The organism is Spirochaeta lutea (assembly GCF_000758165.1).
Taxonomy (GTDB): Bacteria; Spirochaetota; Spirochaetia; order DSM-27196; family Salinispiraceae; genus Spirochaeta_D; species Spirochaeta_D lutea.
The window spans coordinates 111,209-125,791 of sequence record NZ_JNUP01000064.1; the positions used below are offsets into that span (position 1 = coordinate 111,209).

Consider the following 14,583-nt stretch of genomic DNA (forward strand, 5'->3'; position numbering starts at 1 on the left):
TGGTCGGGTCGAAGGAGGGGAATGCTCCATGCCTTTGCGCACTATCAACTCATTCCTGTGTTGCCTTGGGGGGTTTCCGCCGAACACTGAACTCCTGACGGTTTATCGCTTTTTTTGCCCGTTTCGTCTGCCGGAGCGATTGGTAGCGCGCCCATTGGGATTCCAGGGGCGGCTCGTTGGGGCCGGGTTGAATTCGAGTATAGCTCCCGTCGGGCTGTAACTCATAGGCCTGCTGGTTGTCCCCTAGGCAGAGATCCAGGCTTTCACGTAGGCGTTGCTTCAATTCCGGCTGCTCAATGGGAAACATGAGTTCAACCCGGCGTTCCAGGTTCCGAGGCATCCAATCCGCGCTGGACAGGTAGTACTCACCATCCCCGCCGTTTCCGACGAAAAGCGCCCGGGTATGTTCGAGATAGCGGTCTACAATGCTGCTAACCCGGATGTTCTCACTCTGCCCCGGTACCCCGGGTACCAACATACAAATGCCCCGGATATTCAGGAAAATTCGCACATGGTGGTTGTTTGCCCGATAGAGAGCCTCAATGATATCCACATCTGCAAGGGCGTTGAGTTTCGCGATGATTAACCCGGGCACCTCCGGAGACGATTTCTGAATCTCCCGATGAATCAGCTCCAGCAAACGCGGTTTTAAAACATGGGGGGCCATCAAGAGTTTTGTGAGGTTAGGTATCGCCGAGTATCCGGTTATGGCATTGAAAAAGAGGCCCGCCTCGTAACAGAGATCGTCCCGGCTGGTTAGAATACTCATATCTGTGTAGAGTTTAGCGGTTTTATCGTTATAGTTCCCGGTTCCCAGATGCAAGTAGCGTTTGATCCCGAAGCTCTCTTTCCGGACCACCAGCATGGCTTTAGCATGAACCTTCAGCTGGGCAATTCCATAAATAACGATGACCCCTGCCTGTTCCAACCGCTCAGCCCAGGAGATGTTTCGCTGTTCATCAAAGCGGGCCTTTAGCTCAACCAAAACCGTCACCTGCTTCCCGTTCTGTGCAGCCCGTTGGAGGGCTCGGACAATGGGTGAGTTACCGCTGGTTCGATAGAGAGTCATTTTTATCGCGAGTACCTGGGGGTCCTCTGCCGCTTCTTCAACCATCCGGATGACCGGGTTGAAGCTCTCGAAGGGATGGTGCAGCAATACATCACCCCGTTTCAGCTGCTCAAAAACCGATTCATCCTCGGGTATCAGGGTGGAATCCATGGGGGGCCAGCCTTCAATTTTCAGATGGTCAAAGCCCGGAAGGGCTACGATAGCCATGAGGCTGTTGAGTTCCAAGGGTTCGGGCACCGAGTACACCTCCCGGTCGCTCAACCCCAGACTGCTTCGAAGAATTTCTCTCAGCCGGTCGCTGGTATTGCCAACGGTCATACGTACTGCCATGCTCTTATCCCGATTGTTCAATACCTGTTCCATGGCCTCAACAAAGTCTTCATCACGGCTCTCATCAACACCGAAATCTGCATCCCGGGTAACACGGAAGACCAGGTGCTCAGTAATATCGTATCCGGGGAACAGGGTATGGGCAAACTCCTCGATAAGGGTTTCCAGGAGTACAAAGCTTCGATGATCTCCGCGGTCTGGGAGAAACACCACCCGGTCCAGACTGGAGGGAATTTGTACGATTGCAAGGTGATCTTCCTGGTCCTCGGGCCGGATCAATTGAACGCCCTGGGTTGCATGCAGTAAAAACGCCACCTGGAGCCGCAAATTTGCACCCCGGAGGGTTGGATCCTCAACATTCATCCGCACCGGTGTCAGCAGGGGAAAAACCTGATTCGTGAAGAAGCTCTTTGCATAACTCCGTTGTTCCGGGTCCAGATCCTGGTACTGCACCTTATGCTCCAGCCCCTGGACCGTCAGTTTAGGGAATACATCGTGTAACAGGCATTCGTACTGGGCCTGAACCAGTTCTCTAACCGTATCCGAACATGCCTTCAGCTGGGCCTCGGGACTCATTCGGCTAGGACAGGTCGTATAGTTTCCATTTAAATACTGGCGCTTCAAACTCGCCATTCTAACCATGAAAAACTCATCCAGGTTGGCACTCACGATCGCGAGGAATTTAAGGCGCTCCAGTAACGGTTTGTCCTTACGCTGAGCCTCGGAAAGCACCCGGCGGTTAAACTCCAACCAGCTGAGTTCTCTATTAAAAAACCGTTGAAACGTAGTACTCATATCTTACCTATTCCTGCTCCAGGACAATCCTGTATCCAAAGATCTCTTCGAAAAGGCTGCCCTTTCTACTGAGACCGTATCGTTCTACCGCGAGATCACCCCTAAAGGGTACCCTGAGGATCAAATCACCATCAACAATAGTACAAACCACCGAGGAAATCTGCTGGTTATGGTTCCGGTCCAGGGCATCAGCTACCCGGAGGATTGAACTGAGTTTCATAACGATGAGCCGTTCATCCCGGGCCAGACTGGAGTACTCAAAATGATTATTACTCGGTTTGGTAGTCCGATGGTACCGTACGATATTCGAGATAATTTGTATATCGTTCTTCGATAATCCGAAGATCTCCGAATGCTGCACGATGTACTGCCCATGTTTATGGTGCCCGCTGGGATTAATGAAGTACCCGATATCATGGAGAATCCCCGCCACTTCGAGGTATAGACGCTCCCGTTTTCCTAACCCGTGCTCAGCCACCAACTGATCAAAGAGCTGGAGAGCAAGCCCGGTTACATGCTGGCTATGCTTTTCATCCGAATGGTATTTCTTACCCAAACTTTGGGCGCTCGCCACTACCTGACTGGCAAACTGTGGATTCAGGTTGTTATCATGACCCAGGGCATACCGGAGCAAAACCCCTTCCCGAATACTGACATTGGGCACGATAATAATCTCCGCATTGGTTTCTTCCAAGAAGATTTTATATACCGTCAACGCGGGCTGCAGGTTTTCTGCCTCATGGTAGGTTATCCCTAGGCTTCTCACGATCTCTTCCACCGACCATCTCTGCAACTGAGCTACGAAATTGACAAAATCATTACGTTCAATAATCCAATACGCCTCACCCTGGGACGTCCCGACGTTATGGGCGGCTATCCGGGCATCTCCGCCGACCATCACAAAATATCTGAGCCGTCCGATGGAGGTTTCCGCATCAATCCCGTCCATGGTCACCCGAAACTGCTCACGGATATACTCCTCAAAGGGGAACTCGCCGCCGGACTGTGAGACCGTTGGAGCCATCTGTTGTTCGATACGGATGGTTCCCATCTTCAGGCTATGGGTGGCCGCCATCTTTCCACGCTTTAAAACCATTACTTCAATGGATCCACCGCCAACTTCCAGGATAAGCGAATTGGCCTTAGAGAAGGACCCATACATTCCGTCTACGGAGTGTTGCACAGCAATATAGGTCAAATGGTTCTCTTCAACCCCTTCCACCACCCTAACCTTTAGGCCCGTCTTCATAAGAACCCGGTCGATAAAGGTATCCCGGTTCCGGGCCTCCCGGATTGCACTGGTAGCGATAACGAAAATATCCTCTTCTCCAACCTGCCAGCCCTTCATGAGTTCCACAAATCCGGACAAAATGGTGATAGCCTGGAGGATGGTATCCCGTTTTATAACCCGGGTCATAAAAACATCCCGCCCGAGGCGAACAGGACGGTTCGCCCGGTCCACCCGTTGGTAGGTTCCGTCTGCTAACACCTCAATCACCACCAACCGAATAGCAGTTGACCCTATATCAATCACCGCCACCAGACGCGGTTTTCCCAGAAATACATCCTGGCGTCGTTTTTGTTTCATAATGCTACACCACTTCCCATCTTCCTAGAGTATAACCAGGAACCAGTACCCTTGTCGCCGTATGCCTTCCCTGGGTACATTGTGCCCATGGATACACCCCAACATCCAACCCAGCAAAAACCGGAACCACAAGGAACACCCCATACCACCGGGGCAATCATCGGCCGGTTCATGCCCCCCCATAATGGGCACCGCTACCTCATCGATTTTGCCCAGGGTTTCGTGGATCACCTCACCGTATTCCTCTGCTCTCTGCCCGATGAGCCCATTCCCGGTGAGCTGCGGGAGCGGTGGATGCAGGAGCTTTTCCCCCAGGTAACCCTCGTCCACTTTACTCAAGCCATTCCTGAGGCCCACCGTGACAATCCCCACAGCCCAAGCATCTGGGCACAGGCGATGAAACCCCATCTGCCCCAATCCACCGACTACCTTTTTGCCAGCGAATCCTACGGCGAAAACCTCGCCAAGGCCTTGGGGGCTCGATTTATTCCAGTCGATCCTAGTCGTAATCAGATTGCTGTATCCGCTAGTCTGATTCGGAAAAGCCCCCTCGCCTACTGGAGCTACATTCCCCCTCCCGTACGGCCCTATTTTGTCCGACGGATCTTAGTGATAGCCGGCTCGAAAAGCGAGGATATTGCCCAACACCTCTCCGAGGTATTCTCCACCGTATACCTTCCTCATTATACCAGTAGATCGTTACAAAACCATGAACTGGAATCCATCCACGCCGCCCAGTGGTACGCCCTATCCCGGCAGGCAAACCGACTCATCTTCTACCCCCAAAACCCGAATTCCAGTCAGCACTCCACCCTGGCCATTACCCCCCCCGGCCTTCCGGAACCTCACCTTATTCTGGTATTCGAACAGGGCCTTTCATCCGGCGACCTGCACGCCCTCAAAACAAAGACCTCCGACATGAATCTACCCATCCACTACTTCGATAAGGCGGTCGGTATAAATCTGGAGGTTCTCAAGCATAGAATACTTGCGGAATTCCACCAATGGGGATTAGACTCTCTTTAAATGGGTATATCTGAAATCATCTGGTTAGTTCTCGGCTTAGGTCTCATCCTCTCAGAGTTCGCTCTTCCCGGATTTGTCATCTTCTTCTTCGGCACCGGGGCCCTTCTCACTGGGCTTCTAACCTGGCTCATCCCCGGTCTGGGCAGCAACCTGCTTCTTCAAATCATCCTGTGGCTTGGTACCTCGGCATTATCCCTGGGGTTCCTGCGGAAAAAACTATCCTCGGTCTTTAAGGGGACTCTTTTAGGTGATTCCAAGGCCCCACAGCTCGAATCCGATGCAGATTCGGGACAGACAGCCACGGTGGTTCAGGACATCTCCCCGGAAAAAGCCGGGAGAATAAGTCTTCATGGGACCACCTGGACAGCTAAGAGTTTCGATGAGCACTTCCAGAAGGGCGAGACCGTAGAGATTCTCAAGAAGGAAGGCATGACCTACTGGGTAACCCGTAGCCTCATCTAAGCAAAACCCGCTGAATCTGAATATCTCCCCATCCGGGGGGTACAACAAGCACAACCAAATAAAAGGAGAAGCCTATGGATCTAGTAACAAGCTGGATTTTGGCCGGCGGTTTACTCGTACTGTTCTTTATTGTCTTCTTTAAGATGATTCGAATAGTACCCGAACAACAGGCCTGGATTGTAGAATTTCTAGGTAAATATCAAAGAAGCCTTGGACCCGGATTTCACCTCGTAATCCCCTTCGTACAAAAGATTTCCTACAAGCAAATCCTCAAAGAAGAGGTCATCGATGTTCCCCCCCAAGTCTGCATTACCAGGGATAACGTCCAGGTTACGGTAGACGGAGTCCTCTACCTAAAGGTGATCGACCCTGCAAAGGCTGGATACGGCATCGACGATTACCGCTTTGCTACCAAGCAGCTGGCTCAAACCACCATGCGTTCGGAAATCGGTAAAATTGAACTCGATAACACCTTCAGCGAGCGGAACCGCATTAACGAGGCCATCGTTCAGGCCGTGGATGAGGCCTCTGATCCCTGGGGTATCAAGGTCACCCGCTACGAAATCAAGGATATTACCCCGACCCAAACCGTTGAGGAAGCCATGGAACAACAGGTCCGGGCAGAACGCGAAAAGCGTGCGGAGATCTTAACCTCAGAGGGTGAACGGGAAAGCCGGATCAATGTCTCCGAAGGAAACCGGGAAGAATCCATTAACCTGAGTCAGGGGGAACGTCAAAAACGGATCAACGAAGCCGACGGGCGCGCTGAAGCCATGGAGATCCTTGCCAACGCTACCGCCGAAGGGATCAAGGAAGTAGCGGAAGCAATAAATATTCCCAACGGAGAAAAGGCAGTAAAACTCCGTATCGCTGAGCAATTCATTGACCAGCTACGGACGATTCTCAGCGAGGCAGAAACCAGCGTACTACCCCACGACTTAGCACAGCTGCAAGGGGTCATCGGCACATTGTTTAACGGAAATCAATCTGGCCAGACGGCCAAATCAGGTGCCGGCAAAGGTGGACCGACCTCGGGAATTAAGGGAGGTAACGCATGATTAACCCGGTAATTATTGTACTCGGATTATTTGGTTTTGTAGTTCTGGTCTCCATTTTGCGGAGCATCAGAATCGTCCCTGCCCAACAAGCCCAGATTGTGGAGCGCCTTGGTAAGTATGCCGGCACCCTGCAAAGCGGGTTCCACATCCTTGTTCCCTTCATCGACAAGGTCCGGTATCACCACAGTCTAAAAGAACAAGCAGTGGATGTTCCGGTACAAACCTGTTTTACCCACGACAACGTAAAAATTCAGGTCGACGGAGTGTTGTATTACCGTGTCGTCGATCCAAAAAAAGCCAGCTACGGTATCACCAACTTCCAGCAGGGAACCGTTCAGCTGGCCCAAACAACCATGCGGTCTGTCATTGGGAAGCTTGAGCTAGACAAGTCTTTTGAAGAACGAGACAATATCAATGCAGCCATCGTCCGCGAGGTGGACGAAGCCTCCGACGAGTGGGGTGTGAAGGTCACCAGGTACGAAATCAAGAACATAGAAGTACCCCGTACCATACTCGGGGCCATGGAAGTTCAGATGAAGGCCGAGCGGGAAAAACGCGCACTCATTGCCCGGTCCCTGGGGGAAAAAGAATCAAAGGTAAACTACTCCCAAGGTATTATGACCGAGTCAGTCAACCGCTCCGAGGGTGAAAAGCAGAAGATGATTAACGAAGCCGAGGGCCGGGCCGCAGAAATCCGTGCCATTGCCAGGGCAACGGCCACTTCTATTAAGACCCTTGCCCAGGCGATATCGGTCCCTGGTGGTCCAGATGCGGTTAATCTTCAGTTGGCTGAACAGTACATCCACACCCTAAACTCCGTAGCACGGAAGGGAACAAAGGTGGTTCTCCCAATGGATCTAACCGATATGGAAGGAACCATGGAGACTCTAAAAAAACTCACCAAAAATTAGTAGCATAATAAAACTGCTCAGGACACCCCGAGGTGTCCTGAGCCTATTCTAAAAAGCCTTTCAGTTTTTGATGCTCTGGAAAAATTAAAACCAGTGAGGTTCAATCAATACCCTCTGTTGCATGAACCATGGGTCGGACTAAAACCAGAAAACCAATTCTTGGAGATGATCTCCTGTTCTCCAATCATTGGGGATACCCAGGGCTATCGACGCTAAACCATGGATTACTGACCATCCCCCACCAGGAGCTTTTTTACAAAATTTGCAGCGTTTTCCCGCTCGGTAAATCCATGGGCCGCGTAAAATCCCCGGGCATAGGAGGGCATTTCCTTCAAATTATTGAGCATTAGCCGTTTACAACTCTGTGCCTGGGCAAATTGTTCCGCATGAGCCAGTAGCAGACTGCCGCACCCCCTGCCTCGGTAATCCGGTGATACGAGTAAGTCCGAAATATACAGCTCCCTGCCGGCCATGAGGGGAAAGGGGATCATATGAACGCCAATGTACCCGACCACCGACTCCCCTTCCGCTGCAACAAACACCCTGCTTAACGCCTCTCCGCCGGTTCGGGATAGGGAACCCATGAACTCGAGTTGATCCAGAACCTTCTGGTAATCCTCTTCAGAAAACTCCTTCGCGGTTTCTGCGCGGTACCCTTTTATGAGCCCGCAAATCTGCTGAATATGCTTTTTTTCCAGGGATTCTATCGTTATCGACATTCTAGGGTTTGATCCGTTTCCGGTCCCGGGGGAAGAGGCTAGCCTCCTTCACATTGCTGAGACCAAGAATTTTCTGGGTTATCCGTTCCAGGCCAATGGCAAATCCCCCATGGGGAGGACACCCGTATTTAAAGATATCCGTGTAGCCGCCTAGGCCCTCTTCGGTTAGTCCGAAGCGTGGCAGGGTTTCCAGCAGCATCGGATATTCGTTTATCCGCCTTCCACCGGTAGTGATTTCCAACCCCCTGAATATTAGGTCGAAACTCATGGTTTTTAATCCCTTGGGGTAGGTATAAAAGGGGCGTTTTTTCCGGGGAAACTCATTGATGTACACCAAATCTACCCCGTACTCCTCCATAGCCCATTCACAAATCACCCGCTCAGCCTCGGGATTAATCTCGAAAACCCTCCGTCCCAAACGTTGGGACACAATCTTTTTCGCTTCCTCATGGGCAATTCGGGGTGCTCGAGCTACATCCTCGGGACTCGGTACCCGAGCATCCCATAGCTCGAGAATATCCGAGTGCTCCTCTTGAATCCGGGCGAACATATAGCTCAGAATCCCGGATTCAAGATCCATCAAATCATGTTCATCCTCAATAAACCCCATCTCCACATCGAGGGAAATGTATTCATTGAGATGCCGGGGTGTCTCATGCTTTTCTGCTCGGTAGGCTGCTCCTACCTCGAAGACCCGCTCCATACCGGAGCTTACCATGGCCTGTTTATAAAACTGAGGACTCTGAGCCAGATACACCTTGGTGTCAAAATACTCAACCTCAAAGAGACCTGTTCCACCCTCGGTACCGCTCCCGATGAGTTTGCTGGTTTTGATTTCGGTGAAGTCCTGGTTGTGAAGGTACTCAGCGAAGTAGCGGCAGATCTCGCTCTGCAATGTAAAAATGCTGCGGATCTTGGGATTCCGCAGACTAATCAACCGGTTATCGAGTATTGCCTCAATCCCAAAGTTCTTGGGATCCTGGTTTACCGGGACCGGTAGATCGGGTGCAGCCGTGGCTAAAACCCTGGTCTCTGCAACCAACAACTCGAATCCTGCGGGTGCTTTTACATTTTTTTGGACCCTCCCTGAAACCGATACAACGGTTTCCAGGGTAACATCCACCGATCCTTCATAGACCAGCTGTGCCTGACCGGAACGATCACGAAGAATTACAAAGTTTATACCCCCCAGCTCTCGGATACGGTGTACCCAGCCCTGAAGTGTAATCTCCTGTTCAACATGGTCTGCGATATCTTTTATTAGTACTCTACTCATATCATTTCCTTAAGAACTGCCTGGACCGCCTGAGGTTCTGCTCGGCCGGCAGTAGCTTTCATAACCTGACCCATAAGGAACCCGAAGGGTTTGGGATCGCCTGCTCTAATCTGCTCAATAGCCTTGGAATGTTCCTGAAGGATCGGCTCGATAATGGCAGCAATTTCCTTCGGATCGGTTATCTGTTCCAATCCCTTGTCCTTCATAACCTGTTCAGGATCCACATCCTCTTCGAACACAATATCCAGGATCTGTTTCGCAATCTTGCCGTGGATTTTCCCCGATGCCAACAGGGTCAATAATTGATGAAACCTGGGTGGGGTTAGAACCGAATTGGAAGCCTGCACCCCGTACCGGTTAAGCAGCTTTTGAACATCCCCTGAGAGCCAGGTTGCCAGGGCGACCGGATCCGAGCCTAGGGCGATGATCTCCTCAAAATAATCAGCGGTACTGCGCTCCTCACAGATTTGCTCAGCCTGCTGCTCGTGTATCCCGTAGTCATTGATGAGCCGAAGCTTTCTTGCCAGGGGCAATTCGCATAACCGCTCCTCAATTCGAGTCAGAAACGGCTGATCGGTTACAAAGGGGGGTAAATCGGGTTCAGGGAAATACCGGTAATCATTGGCATTTTCCTTACTACGCATAACCACGGTCTGATCACGGTTCTCGTTCCATAACCGTGTTTCCTGTACCACCGTGCCTCCCTCTTCCAGGATTTCAGATTGACGGTCAATCTCATAATTCAGACCAAGGCGGACAAACCGGCTGGAGTTCAGGTTTTTAATTTCCACCTTACGGCCAAGGCCATGCCCCTTCAAGTTGAGGGAGATATTCGCATCGCATCTCATGGATCCTTCATCCATATTTCCGTCGCTCACTCCTAAATACCGCACGATCCTTCGTAGCTCATGCATGAGAATCTCTGCTTCCTCCCCTAGACTCATGTCGGGTTCGGTGACTATCTCTAACAGCGGTGTTCCGGTTCGGTTGTAATCCACCAGTGACATATCCCCAGCATGGATCATCTTTCCGGCATCCTCTTCGAGATGGCATTCATGGATGCGAACACGTTTAACCTGGCCATCCACTTGGATATCAATGTATCCATTTGTACCCAAGGGGGCATCAAACTGGCTGATTTGGTAGTTCTTCGGTAAATCCGGGTAAAAATAGTTCTTTCGTTCAAACATGGTCCGGGGGGTTAGGGTACAGTTCAGCGCTCTGGCCACCAGATACGCCTTTTCCATGGCTTCGGCATTCAGACTTGGTAAGCTCCCGGGCAGCCCCATACAAACAGGGCAGATATTGGTATTAGGCTCATCTCCGAAGTTATTTTTGCATGAGCAGAAAACCTTTGATTCCGTGGTTAGCTGCACATGAATTTCTAGACCTACAAAACTATCATACTTTGTTTGATACCTCATACTGCTCCTCCCGATCCAGCCATGGTGTAGGGATGGGGGGTATGGGGTGAATACTGTACTGGCAACAGCTCCGATAGCCGTCTTGCCACATCCATCAGTCTCTCTTCCCCGAAATACGGACCCATACACTGGATTCCCGTTGGCAGGCCCTGATGAACCCCGGTGGGAATCGCCAGGGCAGGCATACCCGTGAGGTTCGCTGCTGTGGTGAATTTATCTGCAACTTTCTGCTGAAAGGGATCCAGGCCACCCTCCCCATGTTTAAATGCCTGGGTGGGATACACCGGCATAATGATTGCGTCTACCTTTGAGAAAATACGTTCAAAATCCATCCGAATGGCAGTTCGAATTTTTTGAGCCCGGTGATAAAACTGGTCTTGAAATCCGCTCCGGAGGACGTAGGTTCCGAGAAGGATCCGGAGCTTCACCTCATCACCGAATCCCTCATCTCGGCTCTTTCTGATGAGCTCTTCCGGATTTTCAGCAAAAATCGGCCGATGGCCGTATCGGATGCCGTTGAACCGTGCAAGGTTGGCACTTGCTTCGGCGGTAGCGATGGTGTAGTAGGCTGGTACGGCATATTCAAGCATGGGCAGGGAGATCTCCTCCACCGTATAACCAAGCTGCTCCAGAGCTTTCCGGGAATTCCCGTACGCCTCGGCTACACCGGGATCAAGGCCTAAATCGCCTACCAGCATTCCAATGGTCCGCCCCGCGGTTTTGGTTTCCCGGACATGAGAATCATCCCAAACTAGACTGGTCTGATCCCGCGGGTCCACTCCCCGCATCGTCCGGAAACACTGCTCTAAAAGGTCAATGTCGAGACTGGTGATTCCAATGACCTCCAAACTGGACGCATAGGCAACCAGACCATAGCGGCTCACAGCCCCGTAGGTAGGTTTCAAGCCGTACACACCGCAAAAATTCGCCGGTTGCCGTACAGAGCCCCCGGTATCGCTGCCAAGAGCCAGGGGTACGAGTCCGGCAGCAACCGATGATGCGGAACCGCCGGAACTGCCCCCGGCGACAAACTCGGAATTCCAGGGGTTATTGGTGTTCATTAATGCGGAATTATCGGTGGATGATCCCATCCCGAATTCATCCAGGTTGGTTTTTCCCACTGGCACGGCCCCTTGGGTAATGAGGCGTTCCACAGCGGTGGCTGTGTAGGGGCTTACAAAGGTGGAAAGCATCTTACTTCCGCAGGTTAGTTTGAAGTTTTTGAGGGCGATGTTGTCTTTAATTGCGAAGGGAATATTCTTTAGAAGGGGCTCGGAATCGGAAACTTCTGTTTTTTTCTGGGTCTGGGCGGTCATCAGCCCCCGGGCGGGATCGAATTCCAGAAACGATCCGAGGGTTTGATCCTTTTCACGTACCCATTGGGCATACGAACGCCCTCCAGCCTCAGAAAGGACACTACTCCAGTGCTTTTGTTGTTCCATGTGTATCTCACTATGTCTAACGAATGGTTAGGTGTCGTCCACCTGCTCCTTGATCGACGACGTTTTATGTGCTGCTTGTAATGATAAAATAGGGTTGCAGTTGTATTAATTTTTACAGCACGTTGGGAATACAGATAAAACGATCTTCAAGATCAGGAGCCTGTTCCAGAATATCGTCGGCCAGGTCTGAGGTATTATTATTGTCCGGCCGGAGCCGGTTCGTTTTAAGCATTGCATGGGTGGTCGGCTCCAACCCCTCGACAGAGACTTCCATCATTTTTTCGAAGTAGGAAACCATTTGGGTAACCTCTTGGGTTAATCGTTCGGTTTCCTCTTCACGGAGCTCAATTTGTGCAAGCTCCGCAGTAACTGTCAGTTCACGCTTCTCCATAGTCTCACTGTTTACAACGCCCCTGGGGTACTGTCAAGGTTCCACCCTCCCGATTCACCGAATTAGGGTTCGGGAAAGCAAGGACCATGATTTGACGGATTAAAAAATATGAAATAAATTAGGGTCGGCGAGTTCAAAAACAAGATGCCTATGGTATACTTATAGTTCTATATATAAAGAGAATAATCGATGGTCATCAATGTAACCGAGCATCGATGATAGAATTCAATGGTACGTTACTATACCCCGGTGTTCATTCGTAAAATTTAGGCGGGAACAGAATACCGCCGCTGGTATAACGTTAGCAGGTATACATAATTCTCCAACGTTCCAGAACCGAATAAGTCATCTCACGGCTTTTCGGCTTGGGTTGTAGGATTTATCATAGATTGCTGCGTAGCGGGTATAAGATAAGGAGTTTTCGTGGCGAAAAAAGACTTTCCTGGTGTCCACTTTTATGATCAGGACTTCGTCGATGTGTATGACCAAACCTGGGCTTGGATTGAAGAATTCTGGCAGAAGGGTTCAGAAGAAAATGGGTTGCAGCCAAAATTTTTCAACCAGCCAACCGCAGAAACCATTAGCCAAGTCGAAGCCTGTTTCTCCACATTCTTCCTTGTCTACAGTAATAAAATCTACCCCTGCACTCCCCAGCTTGACAATTTTTATGCAAAACAGGAAGAAAATGGTGCAATCAGGAGTGAATACCGGGTTAGCGACGGCTCAGCCTTTTTAACGGACGATAACCCGGAGGGGGTATGTCTACCCTTATTTTCATGGGCTGAGCATAACCTCTTTCATAAAATCGGTAATAAAAAGCGAATCAAAGAAATCATGCCGATCCTTGAGAAACACTTCTCCTGGCTGGAGTCGACCTTTAAGGATGAAAACGGCCTCTACCGCGTACCGCTCTCAGCAACCGGGATGCCGAACAGTCCCCGTAAAAACAGCGTATACTATTGCGATTTCAATATGGTTATGGCAGTGAATGCCATGTATATGGCCGAGCTGGCTGATATTCTCAATGATAAAGAAATCAGCTTTTTTTATAAACGCCATTACTTCTCACTTAAAACGAAAATCAACCAGCTCATGTGGAATGAAGAATCAGGAACCTATTTTGACCTTGATGAGTCCCTTGCCCAGGTTCCGGTAAAACATCTGGGAGCCTTCTGGAGCCTGCTCTGTGAATTGCCCAACGATGCGAAGGCTGAAAAGCTTCTCGACCATCTCAAGAATCCCGATACCTTCGGTACCCCCAACCCCTTTCCTTCCCTTGCCGCTGATGAACCTGAGTTTCACGAAACCGGCAATGGATACCGGGGGTCGGTATTCCCCCACCTGACGTTCATGGTCATAAAGGGGCTTGAGAAGTACGCCGGCTACTCCCTGGCCCGGGAGAGCGCTATCCGCCACCTCTACTATATGCTTGATACCCTTCATCCCGAGGGCAATCGACGGGGTAAGGTATGGGAAGCCTATAAACCGACCAAAGAAGGTCCGGCAGAGTGGCCGGACAACCCAGATTTTCCCCGTGAGCAGTTCATCACCACCGTTAGCCTCTCAACCATAACCCTGATGATAGAGAATGTCATAGGATTGTTTGTTAGCTTGCCCCGAAAAACGGTGGATTGGATCGTCCCGACCCTGGAGGTCATGGGAATTGATAATCTATCCCTAAAACGCAACCTCATAACCATCCTTAGCAACAAATCAAATAGGGGCTGGGAGATCAGGTTAGAGAGCGAAAAATTGTATTACTTTACCATCGATATAATCGGGGATAAGAAAAAGACCCTGCCCATCCCCTCCGGTAAGTGTTCAATGCTCATCGACAAGCTGTAACCAGGGGTCAGATTTTAATTCCGCCTGGAGGGCATACAAGGTTGCAAGGGTTCCTACAGGCGGTACAATTCCGTGGGTCACCCACTGGTTATAAAACCCGGGACTAGACTACTTTCCTTCAATTATTGCAGGCTCTTCAAACATTTGCTTTGAATGAGCCCCGCGCTGGACCAAAAAACAGAACCTCGTTTCTAAGAAATGAGGTTCTGTTCTCTAATTGCCGCGTACTAGGTGCAGACGACTTCTG

Annotated in this window: 12 protein-coding genes; 5 read left to right on the forward strand and 7 right to left on the reverse strand. The window is 50.6% G+C overall.

Going from position 1 to position 14,583, the window contains the following annotated elements; all coding sequences use genetic code 11:
• Window positions 1–49: 49 nt before the first annotated feature.
• Both ppk1 and DC28_RS08520 read right to left on the reverse strand, forming a co-directional pair.
• Window positions 50–2,194 (reverse strand): polyphosphate kinase 1, encoded by a 2,145-nt coding sequence (gene ppk1 / locus DC28_RS08515; protein ID WP_037547756.1) that lies wholly within the window; start codon window positions 2,192–2,194, stop codon window positions 50–52.
• 7 nt (window positions 2,195–2,201) lie between these two features.
• Complete coding sequence (locus tag DC28_RS08520) at window positions 2,202–3,782, reverse strand: Ppx/GppA phosphatase family protein (protein WP_238565796.1); 1,581 nt, start codon at window positions 3,780–3,782, stop codon at window positions 2,202–2,204.
• An 87-nt stretch (window positions 3,783–3,869) separates the two neighbouring features.
• Here DC28_RS08520 and DC28_RS15510 point away from each other — a divergent pair, with 87 nt between their 5' ends.
• The 4 genes from DC28_RS15510 (at window position 3,870) to DC28_RS08540 (ending at window position 7,239) form a co-directional block, all read left to right on the forward strand.
• The gene (locus DC28_RS15510) at window positions 3,870–4,808 is read left to right on the forward strand and encodes an adenylyltransferase/cytidyltransferase family protein (protein ID WP_052078649.1); all 939 of its coding nucleotides are present in this window, start codon (window positions 3,870–3,872) and stop codon (window positions 4,806–4,808) included.
• A complete protein-coding gene (locus DC28_RS08530; RefSeq protein ID WP_037547758.1) occupies window positions 4,809–5,270 on the forward strand; it encodes an NfeD family protein in 462 nt (153 codons plus the stop codon).
• A 74-nt stretch (window positions 5,271–5,344) separates the two neighbouring features.
• Complete coding sequence (locus DC28_RS08535) at window positions 5,345–6,328, forward strand: SPFH domain-containing protein (RefSeq protein WP_037547760.1); 984 nt, start codon at window positions 5,345–5,347, stop codon at window positions 6,326–6,328.
• Window positions 6,325–7,239, forward strand: a complete 915-nt coding sequence (locus tag DC28_RS08540) for an SPFH domain-containing protein (RefSeq protein ID WP_156104635.1) — start codon at window positions 6,325–6,327, stop codon at window positions 7,237–7,239. Before DC28_RS08535 ends, DC28_RS08540 begins: the two co-directional genes overlap by 4 nt.
• A gap of 224 nt (window positions 7,240–7,463) precedes the next feature.
• On the opposite strand, the gene DC28_RS15515 is transcribed toward DC28_RS08540, so the two are convergent.
• The 5 genes from DC28_RS15515 to gatC form a co-directional block, all read right to left on the reverse strand.
• Window positions 7,464–7,958, reverse strand: coding sequence for a GNAT family N-acetyltransferase (locus DC28_RS15515; protein WP_052078650.1), 495 nt, complete (start codon window positions 7,956–7,958; stop codon window positions 7,464–7,466).
• A 1-nt stretch (window position 7,959) separates the two neighbouring features.
• On the reverse strand, window positions 7,960–9,234 hold the full coding sequence (gene aspS, locus DC28_RS08550) for an aspartate--tRNA(Asn) ligase (RefSeq protein WP_037547762.1): 1,275 nt from the start codon (window positions 9,232–9,234) through the stop codon (window positions 7,960–7,962).
• Window positions 9,231–10,658, reverse strand: coding sequence for an Asp-tRNA(Asn)/Glu-tRNA(Gln) amidotransferase subunit GatB (gatB, locus tag DC28_RS08555; protein ID WP_037547764.1), 1,428 nt, complete (start codon window positions 10,656–10,658; stop codon window positions 9,231–9,233). The genes aspS and gatB overlap by 4 nt, the downstream gene beginning before the upstream one ends.
• The gene (gene gatA / locus DC28_RS08560) at window positions 10,655–12,100 is read right to left on the reverse strand and encodes an Asp-tRNA(Asn)/Glu-tRNA(Gln) amidotransferase subunit GatA (protein ID WP_052078651.1); all 1,446 of its coding nucleotides are present in this window, start codon (window positions 12,098–12,100) and stop codon (window positions 10,655–10,657) included. Before gatA ends, gatB begins: the two co-directional genes overlap by 4 nt.
• A gap of 112 nt (window positions 12,101–12,212) precedes the next feature.
• Window positions 12,213–12,491 carry an Asp-tRNA(Asn)/Glu-tRNA(Gln) amidotransferase subunit GatC gene (gatC, locus tag DC28_RS08565; protein WP_037547766.1) on the reverse strand — a complete coding sequence of 93 codons (279 nt, stop codon included), beginning with the start codon at window positions 12,489–12,491 and terminating at the stop codon, window positions 12,213–12,215.
• Window positions 12,492–12,914: 423 nt separating this feature from the next.
• Between gatC and DC28_RS08570 the strand changes: the two genes are divergently transcribed.
• A complete protein-coding gene (locus DC28_RS08570) occupies window positions 12,915–14,336 on the forward strand; it encodes an MGH1-like glycoside hydrolase domain-containing protein (protein WP_037547768.1) in 1,422 nt (473 codons plus the stop codon).
• The last annotated feature ends 247 nt before the right edge of the window (window positions 14,337–14,583 follow it).